Source organism: Roseomonas populi, assembly GCF_024594815.1.
Classification (GTDB): Bacteria; Pseudomonadota; Alphaproteobacteria; order Acetobacterales; family Acetobacteraceae; genus Roseomonas; species Roseomonas populi.
Genome location: NZ_JANJOU010000001.1, coordinates 348,185 through 365,981, shown reverse-complemented (window position 1 = coordinate 365,981; position 17,797 = coordinate 348,185). Strand labels below are relative to the sequence as shown.

Below are 17,797 nucleotides of genomic sequence, written 5' to 3'. Positions count from 1 at the left end.
CCCCCGCACCATGGAACCCTTTATCCGGATCGGCATCGACATCGGTGGCACCTTCACCGACCTGCAGATCCTCGACGAGCGCAACGGCGCGCTGCGCAGCCTGAAAACGCCGACCACGCCGGAGGACCCTTCCATCGGCCTCCTCACCGGCATCACGGAGGCGGCTGGGCGCTTCGGCTTCGCCCTGCACGACATCCGCCTGCTTCTGCACGGCACCACCATCGCCACCAACGCCGTGCTGGAGCGCAGGCTGGCGAAGGGCGTGCTGCTGACCACCGCGGGCTTCGAGGACGTGCTGGAAATCGGCCGCCACGGCCGCCGCGACATCTACGGCCTGCGGCCCCACCAGGAACCGCCCCTGATCGCCCGCGACCGCCGCCTGGGCCTACCGGAGCGCCTGCGCGCCGATGGCGGCGTGGAGAAGGCGCTGGATCGTGCCGCGGTGGAGGCGATCCTGCCCCGCCTGGCTGCGCTGGGCGCGGAATCCGTCGCTGTCTGCCTCCTCCACGCGCATGTGAATCCCGCGCATGAGCGGATGGTGGCCGAGGCCCTGCGCGCCACCGGCCTGCCCGTCTCCCTCTCCTCCGAGATCAGCCCGGAGATCCGGGAATACGAGCGCTCCTCCACCACCGTGCTGAACGCGCTGCTCATGCCAGTGGTGGGCAACTACCTGGACCGGCTGGAGCGCCGGATGGCGGAGGCCGGGCTCGTCGCCCGCCTTCTCCTCGTGCAGTCCAATGGCGGCGTGTGCAGCCCGGACATGGCGAAGCGTCAGCCCGCGCGCCTGCTTCTCTCCGGCCCCTCCGGCGGTGCGCTCGCCACCCTTCGCATGGCCGAAAGCCTGGACCGTCCCAACCTTCTCGGCGTGGACATGGGCGGCACCAGCTACGACGTCTGCGTGGTGCGGGACGGCGCGGTGACGCTGAAGACCCAGGGCGAGATCGACAACCTGCCCGTGCGCCTGCCCATGGTGGAGATCCGCACCATCGGCTCCGGCGGCGGCTCCCTGGCAAGCGTGGACGAGGCCGGGCGCCTCCGCGTCGGCCCGCGCAGCGCGGGTTCCCGCCCCGGCCCCGTCTGCTACGGCCGCGGCGGCACGGAGCCGGCAGTAACGGACGCCAACATCGCCCTCGGCCGGCTGGACCCGCGCTTCTTCCTCGGCGGCGCGATGAAGCTGGACCAGGAGGGCTCGCGCCGCGCCATCGCGGAGAAGGTCGGCGCGCCGCTCGGCCTGGCGATGGAGGGCGCCGCCGAGGGAATGCTGGCGGTCACGGACACCAACCTCGCCGCCGCCGCCCGCCTCTCCCTCTTCGAGAAGGGTCTGGACCCCCGCGACTTCGCCCTCCTCTCCTTCGGCGGCGCGGGCGGCCTGCACGCCGTGCCCGTGGCGGAGGAGCTGGGCATCACGGAGGTGGTCTTCCCCGCCGATGCCAGCACCTTCTCCGCCTTCGGCATCCTGCACTCCGACATCGTTCACGACCTCGCCCGCTCCCGCGTCATGCCGCTGGACGAGGCCGCGCTGCCCTGGATCGAGGAGGCCATCGGCGCGCTGCGGCAACAGGGCGAGGTCTTGCTGGCGGCGGACGGCGTGCCGGATACGGATCGCCGCTTCGCGGTCTCGGCCGACCTGCGCTACCACGGCCAGGCCTTCGAGCTGGTGGTGCCCTGGCCCGCCGCGCCCGACCTCGCCGCGCTGCTGGGCGCCTTCCACGCCCTGCACGCCCAGCGCTTCTCCTACTCCAATCCCGGCGCGCCGGTGGAGCTCGTCGCCCTCCGCATGGCCGTGACCGGCCTGCTGCCGAAGATCCACGCCACCCGCGCGGCCGGCCTTGGCGCCGACCGCGTGCCCGAACCCCGCGAGATCTGGCTCGGCGGCGCCTGGCGCAGCGTGCCCGTCCACCAGCGGGAAAGGATCACGGCCCCTGTCGCCGGCCCCGCGCTGGTGGAGGAGGAGTACACCACCATCCTCGTCACGCAGGGCTGGCACCTCTCGCCCGGCCCCGAAGGCACCCTGATCGCCAGGAAAGTCGATATGAAGGAGGCCGTCTGATGGACCCCGTCGCGCTCGAGATCCTCCGCAACGCCCTGACCGCCGCGGCCGCCGAGATGGACGTGACGGTGTGGCGCACCAGCCGCTCCACCGTGGTGCGGGAGCTGCTGGACTATTCCACCGCCATCTTTGACGGCAATGGCGAGAACATCGCCCAGGCCGCGCGGATCCCGCAGCACCTCAACTCCATGGGCGCCGGCCTGCTGACCGTCCTGCGCGATCATCTTCCGGCGGAGCGCTGGCAGGACGGTGACGTCGTCATCACCAACGACCCCTACTGCGGCGGCCAGCACATCCCGGACATCCTGGCCTTCCGCCCGGTCTTCGTGGACGGCGCCCGTGTGGCCATCGTCGGCACGCTCTGCCACCACCTAGACATGGGCGGCATGGCCGCCGGCTCCTACGCCGCCGCCGCGACGGAAGTGTTCCAGGAAGGCCTCCGCATCCCGCCGCTGAAACTGGTGAAGGCGGGCGTGCTGGACGAGGATATCCTGGCGATGATGCGCCAGAACGTCCGCCGCCCGGACATGCTCTGGGGCGACCTTCAGGCCCAGCTCGCCTCCCTCGCCGTGGGAGAGGCGAACATCCGCCGCCTGGCTGCCCGCACCGGCGCGGACGCTTTCATGGCGGCCTGCGCCCGGATGCTGGACGGCAGCGAGCGCGCCATGCGCGCCATGATCGCCCGCATCCCCGACGGCCGCTACGAGTTCGAGGACTTCCTCGACAATGACGGCATCTCGGCGGACCCCGTCCGCATCCACGCCGCCGTGGAGGTGCGGGGCGACGAGATCACGGTGGACCTCTCGGGCTGCGGCAAGCAGGCGGTCGGGCCGATCAACGCAACCCTCGCATCCTCCTCCTCCGCCGTCTCCTATTGCATCATGGCGATCGCGGACACGGAGATCCCGGCGAACGCCGGTTGCTACCGCCCCATCCGCACGATCGCGCCGGAAGGGCTGATCGTGAACGCCCGCCACCCCGCGCCCGTGGCGAACCGCGTCGCCGTCACGCACCGCCTGGCCACCACCATCCTCGGCGCGCTGCACCAAGCCATCCCCGGCCGCGTGCCCGCCGCCTATTACGGCGTCTCCTACGTCTGCTCCTTCCAGACGATCAACGAGAACGGGGAGCGCGGCGTGCTGGTGGAGATCGAGGTGGGCGGCAGCGGCGCCTATGCCGACCAGGACGGCCTCTCCGGCTACACCTTCGGAATGCACAACAACTTCAACATCCCCGCCGAGATGATCGAGAGCGAGATGCCCCTTACGGTCACCGGCTACGGGCTGCTGCCGGGCTCAGGGGGCGCGGGCAAGCACCGCGGCGGCCTCGGCCTCTTCCGGGAATGGCGGATCGACAGCGCGGAGGCCATCTTCACCGCCAACCTGGAGCGCTTCACCCATCGCCCCTACGGACTTGAAGGCGGCGAGCCCGGCCGCGAGGGCCGCCTCTTCGTCACCCGGGATGGGGAGCGCACGGCATACGGCTCCAAGGTGAACAATCTGCGCCTGCGCCGCGGCGACATCGTGCGGCTGGAGACATCCGGCGGTGGCGGCTACGGCGACCCCGCGGCACGTGGTCCCGAGGCCCGGGCGCGGGATGTCGCGCTCGGCTATGTCGAGGTCTGACACCGGCAACCTGCCGCGGGGAGGGAAGGGGCCCTTCCTCTCCCCGTGCGCCTAGTTGTTCTCCGGCGGGGGCGCGACGACGGAGACGAAGGTCTGCACGAGGATCCTGATATCCCCGAGGAAGGACCAGTTCTCGATGTAGAAGAAGTCGAACTCCACGCGCTTGCGCAGCTTCTCCTCCGTGTCGGTGTTGCCGCGCCAGCCATTCACCTGGGCCCATCCCGTGATGCCCGGCTTCACGCGGTAGCGCAGCATGTAGTCCGGCATCACCTCCGCGTAGATTCGCCCATCGGCCTTGGCCCGGGATGCGTGAGGCCGTGGCCCGACCAGCGACATGTCGCCCAGCAGCACGTTCAGCAGCTGCGGCAGCTCGTCGATCGAGTACTTCCGCAACCAGCGGCCCACGCCGGTGACACGGCGGTCTCCCCTGGTGACGAGCTTCTCCGCCCCGCTATCCGCCTGCGCGACGTGCAGGCTGCGGAACTTCAGGATGGCGAAGGGGCGGCCGTACTGCCCGGTCCGTACCTGGCGGAAGAAGACCGGCCCCGGGCTGTCGATCCGGATGACCAGCGCGACCGCCAGCATGAAAGCGGAGAGCGGCACCAGCAGCATCGCCGAGACGATGATGTCCACCCCCCGCTTGAGTATCGCGCCGAGCGCCGAGAAGGGCGGCAGCATCAGCGTCGGCATCACCACGCCGTCGATCTCGTCCGCCTCGTGCATGCGCAGGGCCGGTGGCGACCGATCGGGGATCAGCCGCACGGTCAGGGGCAGGTAGCGCAAGCGGCCCAGGAGCTGCGAGATGCGCTCGCCGGCCGACCACGGCAGCGCCATGTAGACGAGGTCCAGCTCGTGCTCGTGGATGTAGCCCACGATGTCGTCCACGTCGCCGAGACGGGGCAGCAGCCCATCCAGCGGTCCCTCCCGCAGCCGGTCGTCGAAGAAGCCGACCACGGTGTCCCCGCGATCCGGCAAGGCCCGCAGGTGCCTCAGCAGCCGCAGCGCCGAGGGGCTGTTGCCGATCAGCGCGATCCGCCGCGGCGCTGCCTTCAGCCAGGACAGCCGGCGCGCCGCCAGAGCGCCGCGGCGGTCAACCAGCTGCAATGGCGCGCGCTGGCCGATGCCTGGAAGGCGCGCGCGGCGCCCATCGACCTCCTCCGCGCCCTTCTGCCCACCCCGGTCAAGCTGGCCTGGAAGCGCTCCGTCGTGCGCGGGATCGCCGGCGTCGGGCGCGTGCTGCCGCCCGTCCTCTCGCGGGTGCTCGGCCCGGCCCGGGTCGCGGGCTGGCTGCGCACCCTCTCCGCCCGGGGCACGGGTGTCACCTTCCTCTACAGCGACCGGGACTCCGGGCTCGAGGAGATGGACGCCCATTTCGGCGAGGGCGGGCGGCACCTGGCCGGGATGCCGGGGATGCGGGTGGAGCTGATCCCGGATGCGGACCACATCCTCTCCACCCGTCCCATGCGGCGGGACCTCGTCGGCCGCGTCGAGGACATCCTGCAGAAGACGGCTCCGCGGGCCTGACCGCCCAATCTGATCAACCGGAAAGAGGAAGGGGGCGGACGCTTCCGTCCGCCCCCTTCCGATGCGCCACGCGGGCGGAACCGTCAGGTGAAGGTGATCCCGTGATGGTCCGTGATGGTCTGCACCGAGACGGCGGTCTGCGGTGAGCCCGTGTCCACGAAGCCCTGCGAGACCGGCACTTCGGTGCCGCCGGTGAAGCGCGCAAACCAGTTCTGCGCCAGCACCGGCACCACCGCGTCCCCGCCCACGATCGAGCCCGGCGCGTCCGCGGTGTTGGGCACGAAGCGGATGCCCGGCAGCACGTCGTTGGCGGTGGAGCCCTGGAACACGCCGTTGTTCAGGACGAAGCCGGAGTTCTCGTCCAGGTAGAGCACCATCTGACCCTGGTCCGAGCGCTGCACCACCTGGAACCGGTCGTAGCCGTAGATGGTGAGTGTGTCGCCCTCGTTCGGGTTGAAGTCCAGCATGAAGTCCACGCCGTCCCCGGCCTGCCAGACGAAGGCGTCCGCCCCGGCATTGCCCTCGATCACGTCACCGAAGACGATGCCGGTCACCCGGCCCGCGGCGTTCAGGCTCATGCGCCCGTCATCCTGGCCGCCGATGACGATGTCGGTGCCGGAGGCACCCTGCAGCGAGTCGTTGCCGGTGCCGCCGACCACGATGTCGTTGCCCTCGTTGCCCGTCAGGATGTCGTTTCCGCTGCCGCCGTAGAGCGTGTCGTTGCCTCCTTCGCCCTGCATGTTGTCGTTGCCGGCGCCGGCCTCCAGCAGGTCGTTGCCGTCGCCGCCCTCGCCGATGTCGTCGCCGGCACCGCCGAGGAGGGTGTCGTCGCCCTGCTGGCCCTGGACGTTGTCGTTGCCGTTGCCGCCGTCCTGGAAGTCGTTGCCCAGATGCCCGTTGATCTGGTCATCGCCATCCCCGCCGTAGAGGGCGTCGTTGCTGCCCAGGCCGTTGATCGCGTCGTTGCCCGCCCCGCCGGAGATGTGGTCGGAGGCGTCCGTACCGGGGAAGCCGTCCGGACCGTCGGTCAGGTTGGTGACCGGCACGAGGCCGGTCAGCGGGTCCAGAGCCAGGACGAGCCCCGCCGTGCTCCGCAGGTCGGAAGCGTTCGACCCGGGCGTGACCACCAGGCTGGACACGCCATCGGCCGGGGACGCGTCGCTGTCCAGGAACTCGGACCCGCCCTGGTCCTGCAGGGTAAAGGCCGTCCCGATCAGCGGCGCGAACTGCACGCGGTAGCTGCCCGCGGCGAGGCCGGTGAAGTAGTAGTTCCCGCCCTCATCCGTCGTCGTGACCGGCCCGAGGACCCCGCCATTCGCGTCCAGCAGCCGGACCTCCACCCCGGCGAGGCCTGCCTCGCCGGCGTCGTGCACGCCGTTCCCGTTGGCATCCACATAGACGTTGCCGCCCACCTGCGTGGTGACCTGGTAGAGCCCGGCCGCGAAGTCATCCAGGGTCTGCCCCGCGCCGAGCGTGAAGACGGGGGAGCTGCCGTTGCTCGGGCTGACGTCGCTGTCGATGCTGTCGTCCGGCCCGATGTTGCGCGGGCTGAAGGCGTAACCCGTGGGCGCCACGAACTGCAGCTGGTAGCGGCCCGCACCGATGCTGCCGAAGCTGTAGGTCCCGTCCGCCCCCGTGGTGGTGGTGGCGGCCAGGGTGCCGTCCGGGTTCAGCAGGTTGACGGTGATGCCCGCAAGCCCGTCCTCGCCCAGGTCGCGGATGCCGTTGCGGTTGTTGTCCGCGAAGGCGAAGTCGCCCGAGCCCTGGATCGAGGCCGGGATGAAGACACCGGCCGCGACATTGTTCACCGTCCCGCCCGGGCTCACCGTCACTAGCCCGGTGCGGCCCGTGCCCGGGTTGGCATCGCTGTCGATGGCGTCGTTGGTGCCGGCGTCCGTCGGGCTGAAGGTCCCGCCGGTCGGCGCCACGAACTCCACCTGGTACTGGCCGGGCGCAACACCCGCGAAGCTGTAGTTGCCACTCCCGTTCGTAGTGGTCGTGGCGGCGATTGTCCCGTCCGGGTTCAGCAGGCGGACGGTGATCCCGGCCAGCCCACCTTCACCCGCGTCGCGGATGCCATTGTTGTTGTTGTCGGCGAAGACCGCATCGCCCGAGCCGCTGAAGCTGCCCGGCACGAAAAGTCCCGCGCCGAGGTTATCCAGCGTCTGCCCCGGGCGAAGCGTGATGACGGGGGAGATGCCGGTGGCCGGCGCGACATCGCTGTTGACGCTGTCGTCCGACCCGACATTGCGCGGGCTGAAGGTGGCACCCGTGGGCGCCACGACCTGCACCTGGTACTGGCCCGGTGCGACGCCCGCGAAGCTGTAGGTCCCGTCGGCCCCCGTGGTGGTGGTGGTGGCCACGGTGCCGTCCGTGTTCAGCAGCCGGACGGTGATCCCGGCCAGCCCCGTCTCGCCTGCGTCGCGGATGCCGTTGCGGTTGTTGTCCGCGAAGATCGCGTCGCCCACGCCGCTGATCGAGGCCGGCACGAAGAGGCCCGCCGCGAAGTTGTCGAAGACCTGCCCCGCCTTGAGCGTGATGAGCCCAGAGGTGCCGGTGGACGGCGCGACATCGCTGTCGATGGTGTCGTCGGGCCCGATGTTGCGCGGGCTGAACGTGGCACCGTTCGGCGCCGCGAACTGCAGCTGATACTGGCCGGGGTTCAGACCCGTGAAGGAGTACGCCCCCGCGCTCGTGGTCGTGGTGGTCGCCGCCACGGTCCCGTCCGGGTTCAGGAGGTTGACGGTAACGCCTGCCAGCCCCGTCTCGCCCGCGTCGCGGATGCCGTTGCGGTTGTTGTCCGCGAAGACGAAGTCGCCCGAACCGCTGATCGACGCGGGCGCGAAGATGCCGGCCGCGACGTCGTTCACCGTCCCGCCCGGGCCCACCGTGATCAGCCCGGTGCGGCCCGTTCCCGGATTGGCATCGCTGTCGATCGCGTCGTTGGTGCCAACGTCCGTCGGCCCGAAGGTTCCTCCGGTGGGCGCAACGAACTCCACCTGATACTGGCCGGGCGCGACACCCGCGAAGCTGTAGTTGCCACTCCCGTTCGTGGTGGTGGTGGCGGCAACCGTCCCGTCCGGGTTCAGCAGGCGGACGGTGATGCCCGCCAGCCCACCCTCGCCGGCATCGCGGATGCCGTTGAGGTTGGTGTCCGCGAAGACGATGTTACCCGAGCCGCTGAAGCTGCCCGGCACGAAAAGTCCCGCGCCGAGGTTATCCAGCGTCTGCCCCGGCCTGAGCGTGACGACAGGGGAGATGCCGGTGGCCGGCGCGACATCGCTGTTGACGCTGTCGTCCGACCCGACATTGCGCGGGCTGAAGGTGGCGCCCGTGGGCGCCACCACCTGCACCTGGTACTGGCCCGGCGCGACGCCCGCGAAGCCGTAGGTCCCGTCGGCCCCCGTCGTGGTCGTGGTGGCCAGGGTGCCGTCCGCGTTCAGGAGGTTGACGGTGATGCCCGCCAGCCCCGTCTCGCCGGCGTCGCGGATGCCGTTGCGGTTGTTGTCCGCGAAGATCACGTCGCCCACGCCGCTGATCGAGGCCGGCACGAAGAGGCCCGCCGCGAAGTTGTCGATGGTCTGGCCCGCGCCGAGCGTGAAAAGTGGGGAGCTGCCGTTGCTCGGGCTGACATCGCTGTCGATCGTGTCGTCGGGCCCGATGTTGCGCGGGCTGAACGTGGCACCGTTCGGCGCCACGAACTGCAGCTGGTACTGGCCTGGGGTGATGCCGGTGAAGGAGTAGTTGCCGGTACCGGTCGTGGTGGTGGTCGCCGCCACGCTGCCATCCGCGTTCAGGAGGTTGACGGTGATGCCCGCCAGCCCCGTCTCGCCTGCATCCCGGATGCCGTTGCGGTTGTTGTCCGCGAAGACGAAGTCACCCGAGCCGCTGATGGTGGCGGGGACAAAGATGCCGGCGGCGACGTTGTTCACCGTCCCGCCCGGGCCCACCGTGATCAGCCCGGTGCGGCCCGTGCCCTGGTTGGCATCGCTGTCGATCGCGTCGTTGGTGCCGGCATCCGTCGGGCCGAACGTGGCACCGGCTGGCGCCAAGAACTCCACCTGGTACTGGCCGGGCGCGACGCCGGCGAAGCTGTAGGCGCCGTTACCCGCCGTCGTGGTCGTGGCGGCAACCGTCCCGTCCGGGTTCAGCAGGCGGACGGTGATCCCGGCCAGCCCACCCTCGCCGGCGTCGCGGATGCCGTTGCGGTTGTTGTCCGCGAAGACGACGTCGCCCGAGCCGCTGAAGCTGCCCGGCACGAAGAGGCCCGCCGCGAAGTTGTCCAGCGTCTGGCCCGAAACGAAGGTGAGGGGAGCGCTGCCGGTGGAAGGCGTGACATCGCTGTCGATCGTGTCGTCCGGCCCGATGTTGCGCGGGCTGAACGTGGCACCATTCGGCGCCACGAACTGCAGCTGGTACTGGCCTGGGGTGATCCCGGCGAAGGAGTAGTTGCCGGTGGCCGTCGTGGTGGTGGTCGCCGCCACGCTGCCGTCCGGGTTCAGCAGGTTGACGGTGATCCCGGCCAGCCCGTCCTCGCCCGCGTCGCGGATGCCGTTGCGGTTGTTGTCGGAGAAGACGAGGTCGCCTGCCCCATTGATCGCCGCGGGGATGAAGGCGCCCGCGGAGAGGTTGGAGATGCTGCCCCCGGAAGCGAGGGTGAAGGCGTCGGTGCGCCCGGCCGCATTCACGTCGCTGTCCGCGGCATCGTTGCTGCCGGCATCCCGGGCCGTGAACACGGCGCCGTTCGGCGCGGTGAACTGGACCTGGTAGGTGCCCGGCGCCACGCCGTTGAAGGAGTAGGCGCCGCCTGTGCCGGTGGTGGTGGTGGCCACCACCGCGCCGGCGCTGTTCAGCAGCTGCACGGTCTGCCCGACCACGCCCGCCTCGCCCGTGCCCTGCACGCCGTCCCCGTTCCGGTCCGTGAAGAAGGTGCCGGCCACGGTGACAGGGGTGAAGACGCCGGCGGAGACGTTGCTGACGTTGCCGCCGGAGTTCAGGGTGATGGGCGCGCTGCGGCCGTTCAGCCCAGCGTCGCTGTCCACCGTGTCGTCACCGCCCTGGTCCGCGGCGGTGAAGACGGTGCCGTTGGGCCCGATGAACTGGACCTGGTAGGTGCCGGGGGTCACGCCCGTGAAGGAGTAGGCACCGTCCGCACCCGTGGTGGTGGTGGCCACCACCGCCCCGTTGCCGTCCAGAAGCTGCACGGTCTGGCCCGTCACGCCCGCCTCGCCAGCGCTCCGGATGCCGTTGCCATTGGCGTCCGTGAAGACGGAGCCGGAGATGGTGACGGGAGTGAAGGTACCGGCCGAAACGTTGGCCGCGCTCTCGCCCGTCGCCAGGGTGAAGGCATTGCTCCGCCCGGTGCTGCCGACATCGCTGTCCACGGCGTCGTTGCTGCCCTGATCCTGGGCCGTGAAGACCGTGCCGTTGGCGGCGACGAACTGCACCTGGTAGGTGCCGGGAACGACGTTGTTGAAGGAGTAGGCGCCGCCCGCGCCCGTGGTGGTGGTCGCCACCACGGCGCCCGAGCCGTCCAGCAGCCGCACGGTCTGGCCGGCGGTGCCCGTCTCGCCCGTGCCCTGGATTCCGTCTCCGTTCGTGTCCGTGAAGAAAGTGCCGGAGACGGAAGTCGGGGAGAAGAAGCCGGCCGAGACGTTCGCGACCGCCTGGCCGGAGCTGACGGCGATGTTCGCCGTACGCCCCGAGGCGTTGACGTCGCTGTCGATCGCGTCGTTGCTGCCCTGGTCCTGTGCGGTGAACACCGTGCCGTTCGGTCCGACGAACTGCACCTGGTAGGTCCCGGGAACCACGCCCGTGAAGGAGTAGGCGCCGGTCTCGGAGGTGGTGGTGGTCGCCGCCACACTGCCGTCGGCGCTCAGCAGCTGCACTGTGACCCCGGCTGCCCCGACCTCGCCGGTGTTGCGGATGCCGTTGCCGTTCGCGTCGATGAAGGCGGTGCCGCTGACCGTGGTCGGCGTGAAAATGCCGGCCGAGAGGTTCGTGATACTGTCGCCGGAGGTGAGGCTGAACAGGGGCGTCCGGCCATTGCCGCTGGCGTCGCTGTTCACCGTGTCGTCGGTGCCGGCGTTGCGGGTGGTGAAGGCGGTGCCGGCGGGCCCGACGAACTGCACCTGGTACGTCCCCGGCGCCACGCCCGTGAAGGAATAGGCGCCGCTGGAGGAGGTGGTGGTGGTCGCCACGATCGTGCCGGCGCTGTTCAGCAGCTGCACCGCAACCCCCGCCACCGACGTCTCGCTGGCGTTCCGGATGCCGTCGCCATTGGCGTCGACGAAGACGGAGCCGGAAACGGTGACAGGGGTGAAGGTGCCGGCCGAGACATTGGCCGCGCTGCCGCCGGAGGCCAGGGTGATGGCCGCGGTGCGGCCGTTCGCCGCGGCGTCGCTGTCCACGGCGTCGTTGCCGCCCTGGTCCTGCGCCGTGAACACGGTGCCGCTGGCCGCGACGAACTGCACCTGGTAGGTGCCGGGCGCGATCCCCGTGAAGGAGTAGGCGCCGCCCGCGCCGGTGGTCGTGGTGGCGACCACGCCGCCCGCGCTGTTCAGCAGCTGCACGGTCTGGCCGGCGGTGCCCGACTCGCCCGTGCCCTGGATGCCGTCGCCGTTCGTGTCCGTGAAGACGGTGCCGGCGAAGGAGACCGGCGTGAAGAAGCCCGCGGAGACGTTGGCGGCCGTCTGACCGGACCCGACGGTGATGGAGCCCGTCCGGCCGGTGGCATTGGCGTCGCTGTCCACGGCGTCGTTGCCGCCCTGGTCCTGGGCCGTGAACACCGTACCGTTGGGCGCCACGAACTGCACCTGGTAGGTGCCGGGCGCGACGCCAGCGAAGGAGTAGGCCCCGTTGCTGCCGGTGGTGGTGGTCGCCACCACCGTCCCGGCCGTGTTCACCAGCTGCACCGTGAGGCCGGCCGCCCCGGCCTCGTCGCTGTTCTGGATGCCGTTGCCGTTCGCATCGACGAAGGCGTTGCCGCTGACCGTGGTCGGCGTGAAAAGACCCGCCGAGACGTTCGCGGCACTGCCGCCGGAGGCGACCGTGATGTTCGCCGTGCGCCCCGTGCCGGGGTTCACGTCGCTGTCCACCGCGTCGTTGCTGCCCTGGTCCTGGGCCGTGAACACCGTGCCCGCCGGCGTGACGAAGCCGACCTGGTAGGTGCCGGGCGCGACGCCGGCGAAGGAGTAGGCGCCATTGCTGCCGGTGGTGGTGGTGGCAACCACCGCCCCCGCGCCGTTGATGAGCTGCACGGTCTGCCCGGCCAGCCCCGTCTCGCCCGTCCCCTGGACGCCATCGCCGTTGCTGTCCACGAAGACGGTGCCGGCGATGCTGACGGGGGTGAAGCTGCCGGCGGACACGTTGGTCGCCGCCTGGCCGGAGGTGAGGGTGATCAGCGCCGTGCGGCCCGTGGTGGGGTCAACATCGCTGTCGGCGGCGTCGTTGCCGCCCTGGTCCTGCGCCGTGAAGGCAGTGCCGGCGGGCGCGGCGAACTGCACCTGGTACTGCCCGGGCGCCAGCCCGGTGAAGGAGTAAGCACCGCCCGCGCCGGTGGTGGTGGTGGCCACCACCGTGCCGGCGGCGTTCAGCAACTGCACGGTCCGGCCGACAACCCCGGCCTCGCCGCTGCCCTGCACGCCATCCCCGTTCGCGTCGGTGAAGGCCGTGCCGCTGATGCTGACGGGAACGAAGGTGCCCGCCGCGATATTCGGCGCCGACTGGCCGGAAGCGAGGGTGAGCAGCGCCGTCCGCCCCGTCGCCGGGTCCGCGTCGCTGTCCACGGCGGCGTTGCTGCCCTGGTCCTGGGCCGTGAAGACGCTGCCGGCCGGGGCGGAGAACTGCACCCGGTACTGGCCTGGCGCCAGCCCGTTGAAGCTGTAGTTGCCGTCCGTGCCGGTGGTGGTGGTGGCCACCACCGCACCCGCCGCGTTCAGCAGCTGGACCGTCTGGCCGACTACCCCGGGCTCGCCCCCGTTCTGGATCCCGTTGCCGTTCGTATCGGTGAAAACCCGTCCGCTGACGCTCACCGGCGTGAAGATGCCCGCGCCGATGTTGGAGATCGTGCTCCCCTGCGGCACGACGATGCCGGAGGTGATGCCGGTGGTGGGGTTGACGTCGCTGTCCACCGTGACGTCCAGGCCCTGGTTCTGGGCGGTGAACACGGTGCCGTTCGGCGCGGTGAACTGCACCCGGTAGGTGCCCGGTGCAACGCCGGTGAAGGAATAGGTGCCGTTCGCGTCCGTGGTGCTGGTCGCCACCACCGTGCCCGCGCTGTTCAGCAGGCTGACCCTGGCATTGGCCACCCCGGCCTCGCCCGCGTCCCGCACGCCGTTGCCGTTGGCGTCCACGAAGAAGATGTTGCCCGTGCCGGTCGCGGCGGGCGCGTAGACGCCGGCCCCGACATTCACGAGCGTCCGCCCGGAGATGAGGGTAACGAGGGCGGTGGTCCCGGTGCTCGGGTTGGCGTCGCTGTCGAGGTTCTCGTTCGTGCCCTGGTCCTGCGCGGTGAAGACCGTGCCGTTAGGCGCCACGAACTGCACCTGGTACTGGCCCGGGGCCAGGCCCGAGAAGGCATAGGCGCCGCCCACGCCCGAGACGGTGGTCGCCACCACCGTGCCGTTGGCGTCCAGCAGGCGCACGGTGGCGCCGACCACGCCCAGCTCGAGCACGTCGCGGACGCCGCTGGCATCCGCGTCGTTGAAGATCGTGCCGCCGATGGAAACCGGGACATAGGTGCCGGCGGAGACGTTGGCCACGGTCTGGCCGGAGGCGACGGAGATGTTCGCCGTGCGCCCGGTGAGGGCGTTCACGTCGCTGTCCGTCGCGTCGTTCGTGCCCTGGTCCTGGGCCGTGAAGGCGCTGCCGAGCGGCGCCGTGAACTGCACCTGGTAGGTGCCGGGCGCGACGTTGGTGAAGGAATAGGCACCGTTGCTGCCCGTGGTGGTGGTGGCAACCACCACCCCGGCCGAGTTCAGCAGCGCCACGACCTGGCCGGCCACCCCGGTTTCGCCGACGCCCTGGATGCCGTCGCCGTTGTTGTCGAGGAAGCCCACGCCGCTGATCGTGGCCGGCACATAGGCGCCGGCGGACAGGTTCGTGACGCTGCCGCCGGAGGTGAGGGTGAACAGGCCCGTGCGGCCCCCCGCGTTGACATCGCTGTCCACCGCGGTGTTGCTGCCCTGGTTCTGGGCGGTGAACACGGCGCCGTTGGGGGCCGTGAACTGCACCTGGTAGGTGCCCGGGGCCACGCCGGTGAAGGCGTAGGCGCCGTTGGCGCCCGTGGTGGTGGTCGCGACCACCGTCCCGAGCGCGTTCAGCAGCTGGACGGATTGCCCGGCGATGCCGGTCTCGCCCGTACCCTGCACGCCGTCGCCATTCACGTCGGTGAAGAAGTTGCCGGAGACCGAGACGGGCGTGAAGACGCCCGCGGACTGGGTGAGGGCGCTACCGCCCGAGACGATGGTGAAGGGCGCCGTCCGCCCCGTCGTGGGGTTGGCGTCGCTGTCCAGCGCGAGATCCAGGCCCTGGTTCTGGAGCGTGAACACCGTGCCGCTCGGTGCCACGAACTGCACCTGGTAGGTGCCAGGGGCGACGTTGGTGAAGGAGTAGACGCCCGTGGAGGCGGTGGTGGTGGTCGCCACCACCGCGCCGGCACTGTTCACCAGCTGCACCGTCGCGCCCGCCACCGGGGGCGCGAGCGGATTGCGGATGCCGTTGCCGTTCAGGTCGTTGAACACGTTGCCGGCGACGGTGCCCGGCACGAAGGAGCCGGCCGAGACATTGGCCACGTTGCTGCCGGAGGTCAGGCTGATGGGTGCGGTGCGGCCAGTCGCGCCAACATCGCTGTCCACCGCATCGTTCGTGCCCTGGTCCTGGCCCGTGAACACGGCGCCGCTGGGAAGCAGGAACTGCACCTGGTAGGTGCCGGGGGTGACCCCGAGGAAGGAGTAGGCGCCGCCCACGCCGGTGATGGTGGTGGCCACCACGTTGCCCGCGCTGTTCAGCAGCTGCACGGTCTGCCCGACGATGCCCAGCTCGCCCGTGCCCTGCACGCCGTCCCCGTTCACGTCCACGAAGCCGACACCGCTGACCGTGGCTGGCACGTAGGAACCGGCCGAGAGGTTGGTGGCGCTGCCGCCGGAGGCGAGGGTGAAGGTGCCGGTGCGGCCCAGGGCGTTCACGTCGCTGTCCACGGCGTCGTTGCCGCCCTGGTCCTGCGGGCTGAACACGGAACCGGTGAGCACGGGGAACTGCACCTGGTAGGTGCCGGGCGGCAGGCCCGTGAAGGAGTAAGCGCCGTTCGCGCCGGTGGTCGTGGTCGCAACGGGCAGGCCGAGGGAGTTCAGCAGCGTCACGGTCTGGCCGGCAATCCCGGCCTCCCCCGTGCCCTGGATGCCGTCCGCGTTCGCGTCCACGAAGGCGGTGCCGGAGACGCTGACGGGGGTGTACACGCCGGCCCCGAGATTCGTGGCGCTACCGCCCGAGGCGAGGGTGAAGGCGGCGGTGCGGCCGTTCGATCCCGCGTCGCTGTCCGCCGTGACGTCCAGGCCCTGGTTCTGCAGGGTGAACACCGTGCCGTTCGGGGCCACGAACTGCACCTGATAGGTGCCGGGCGCGATGTTGGCGAAGGAATAGGCGCCGGTGGCGGTGGTGGTGGTGGTCGCCACCACCGCGCCCGAGGTGTCCACCAGCTGCACGGTCGCGCCTGAAACGCCGGCCTCACCCGTGCTGCGGATGCCGTTGCCGTTGCTGTCCGTGAAGACCGAGCCGGAAACGGTGACGGGCACCAGGGTTCCGGCCGCCACGTTCACCACGCTGCTGCCCGAGGTGAGAGTGATGGGGGCGGTGCGGCCGTTCGCGCCGACGTCGCTGTCCACCGCGTCGTTGGTGCCACGGTCCTGGCCGGTGAAGATGGTGCCGTTCGGCGCCACGAACTGCACCTGGTAACTGCCAGGGGTGAGGCCCGTGAAGGAATAGGCGCCGAGGATGGAAGTGGTGGTGGTGGCCACCACCGTGCCGGCGCTGTTCACCAGCTGCACCGTCTGCCCCGCGACGATCGGCTCAAGCGGATCTCGGGTCCCGTTGCCGTTGCTGTCGGTGAAGGCGAAGCCGCTGATCGAGGCAGGCGCGAACACGCCGGCATTGACGGAGCCGCTGCTGCCGGCCGCCAGGGTGATGGAAGCGGTGCCGCTGGTATTGACCGCGCTGCCGGAAGAGCCGGTGGTGATGGGGGAGAAGCTGTTGCCGCTGGGCGCGGTCACCCGCACGCTGTAGGTGCCGGCCGGCACGTTGTTAAAGTCGTAGCGGCCGTTCGCATCCGTCACGTCCGTGCTGACGAGGGTGCCGCTGGAGTTGAACAGCCGGACGGTAACGCCGGAGACGCCCGCGTCGCCAGTGTCCCGGGTGCCATCGGCGCCCTGGTCGAGGAAAACGGTTCCGGAGAGGCTCGCGGGCACAGTGTCGAAGCCGACGATCCGGCCCGTCCCAGTATCAGTGGCCGTGACCACCGTCGGCGTCCCCGTTTGCCCCGCCGCGACGGACACGGTCGAGGCGGAGTAGGCGACGTCGGTGAACTCGAAGGCGGGCGTGGCCGCGACCAGCGTCACCCGGGTGTAGGCCAGCGTGGGCGACGCGAAGTTGAGGTTGACGTAGACGGTGCCGTCCGCCCCCTGGGACCCGTTCGCTCCCGACAGCACGTCTGAGCCGCTGATGCTGTAGATCAGGGTGTTGCCGTTGTAGAAGTTGATTGTGTTGCTCGCGTCCGCGGAACCCCACTCAATGCCGAAATAGCGCTGCGCGGTGGCGAAATTGATGGTGACACCCGCACCGAGGGTTACCGGCTCCGAAGCGAAGTAGTTCCCTGCCTCGCCGTAGGGTGTTGCCGCCACGCCGCTCGTGCTGCCGTGGTACACACCAGAGTTGCCGGCGAAGGTGATGGTGTTGCTGGACCCGAACCGCAGCGTGTTGTCTGTCACCTCCCCCGTGATTGTCGAGGTGCCGAGATTCAGCAGTGTGACGTTGCTGTTCCGCGGAGTATCGCCGAGGGCAGTGTCAACGGTGACGGCCATGGTTTCCTCGTGGGTCCGGTTTTCGGGGGCGTGCTTCTGGGCTCGCGCCGGGCGGGGCAGGACGGCCCGGCGTTGGATCAGGCGGAGCAGGGGGCCGAAGCGGCGTTCGCGCCTCGGTCAGCCCGGCTTAGGACAGGCTTGTGCGGCAGGGGGTGTGTGCGCGGGCCCTGGCGGGGAATACCGGGCGGTATGCCACCCCGGGCGGCCAACCTACTGATGTAGTCCGGTGGAATTCCGGGTGCTTCATGGCAGATGGGTCGCCCGAACGGATGGTTAACCTTAGGTTTATCAACCTGGGGTTGTTTAACGTAATTCCGAGAGAAATTTCCAGTTGGTGAGACGTTACTGGGCTCAACTATTCGTGACGTTTCGGCCTGGGAAATACCGATCCGCCTCTGGCTGCCTCGCCGCTCCAGCGCAGCCAAGGCGCTCCGGTGTTGCTGAGGCCCCAGCCCATTTCGCGCCAGGGTCGCCGATGCACCGGCGGTTTCCCTGGCCACGCGGCGATGTCACGCTGCCCTGAA

At 70.3% G+C, this 17,797-nt stretch carries 5 protein-coding genes; 3 read left to right on the top strand and 2 right to left on the bottom strand.

Features of this window, described 5'->3' with window-relative positions; all coding sequences use genetic code 11:
* Positions 1-10: 10 nt before the first annotated feature.
* Complete coding sequence (locus NRP21_RS01820) at positions 11-2,050, top strand: hydantoinase/oxoprolinase family protein (protein ID WP_257714452.1); 2,040 nt, start codon at positions 11-13, stop codon at positions 2,048-2,050.
* Entirely contained in the window at positions 2,050-3,675 is a 1,626-nt protein-coding gene (locus tag NRP21_RS01815; protein ID WP_257714451.1) for a hydantoinase B/oxoprolinase family protein, read from the top strand. Before NRP21_RS01820 ends, NRP21_RS01815 begins: the two co-directional genes overlap by 1 nt.
* A 51-nt stretch (positions 3,676-3,726) precedes the next feature.
* Here the strand turns inward: NRP21_RS01815 and NRP21_RS01810 are convergent, their stop codons facing one another.
* Positions 3,727-4,779, bottom strand: a complete 1,053-nt coding sequence (locus NRP21_RS01810) for an exopolysaccharide biosynthesis polyprenyl glycosylphosphotransferase (protein WP_257714450.1) — start codon at positions 4,777-4,779, stop codon at positions 3,727-3,729.
* A 102-nt stretch (positions 4,780-4,881) separates the two neighbouring features.
* Between NRP21_RS01810 and NRP21_RS01805 the strand changes: the two genes are divergently transcribed.
* Positions 4,882-5,199 carry a hypothetical protein gene (locus NRP21_RS01805; RefSeq protein ID WP_257714449.1) on the top strand — a complete coding sequence of 106 codons (318 nt, stop codon included), beginning with the start codon at positions 4,882-4,884 and terminating at the stop codon, positions 5,197-5,199.
* 83 nt (positions 5,200-5,282) lie between these two features.
* Here NRP21_RS01805 and NRP21_RS01800 read toward each other — a convergent pair whose 3' ends face one another.
* Positions 5,283-17,273 carry an SdrD B-like domain-containing protein gene (locus NRP21_RS01800; RefSeq protein WP_257714448.1) on the bottom strand — a complete coding sequence of 3,997 codons (11,991 nt, stop codon included), beginning with the start codon at positions 17,271-17,273 and terminating at the stop codon, positions 5,283-5,285.
* Positions 17,274-17,797 lie beyond the last annotated feature (524 nt).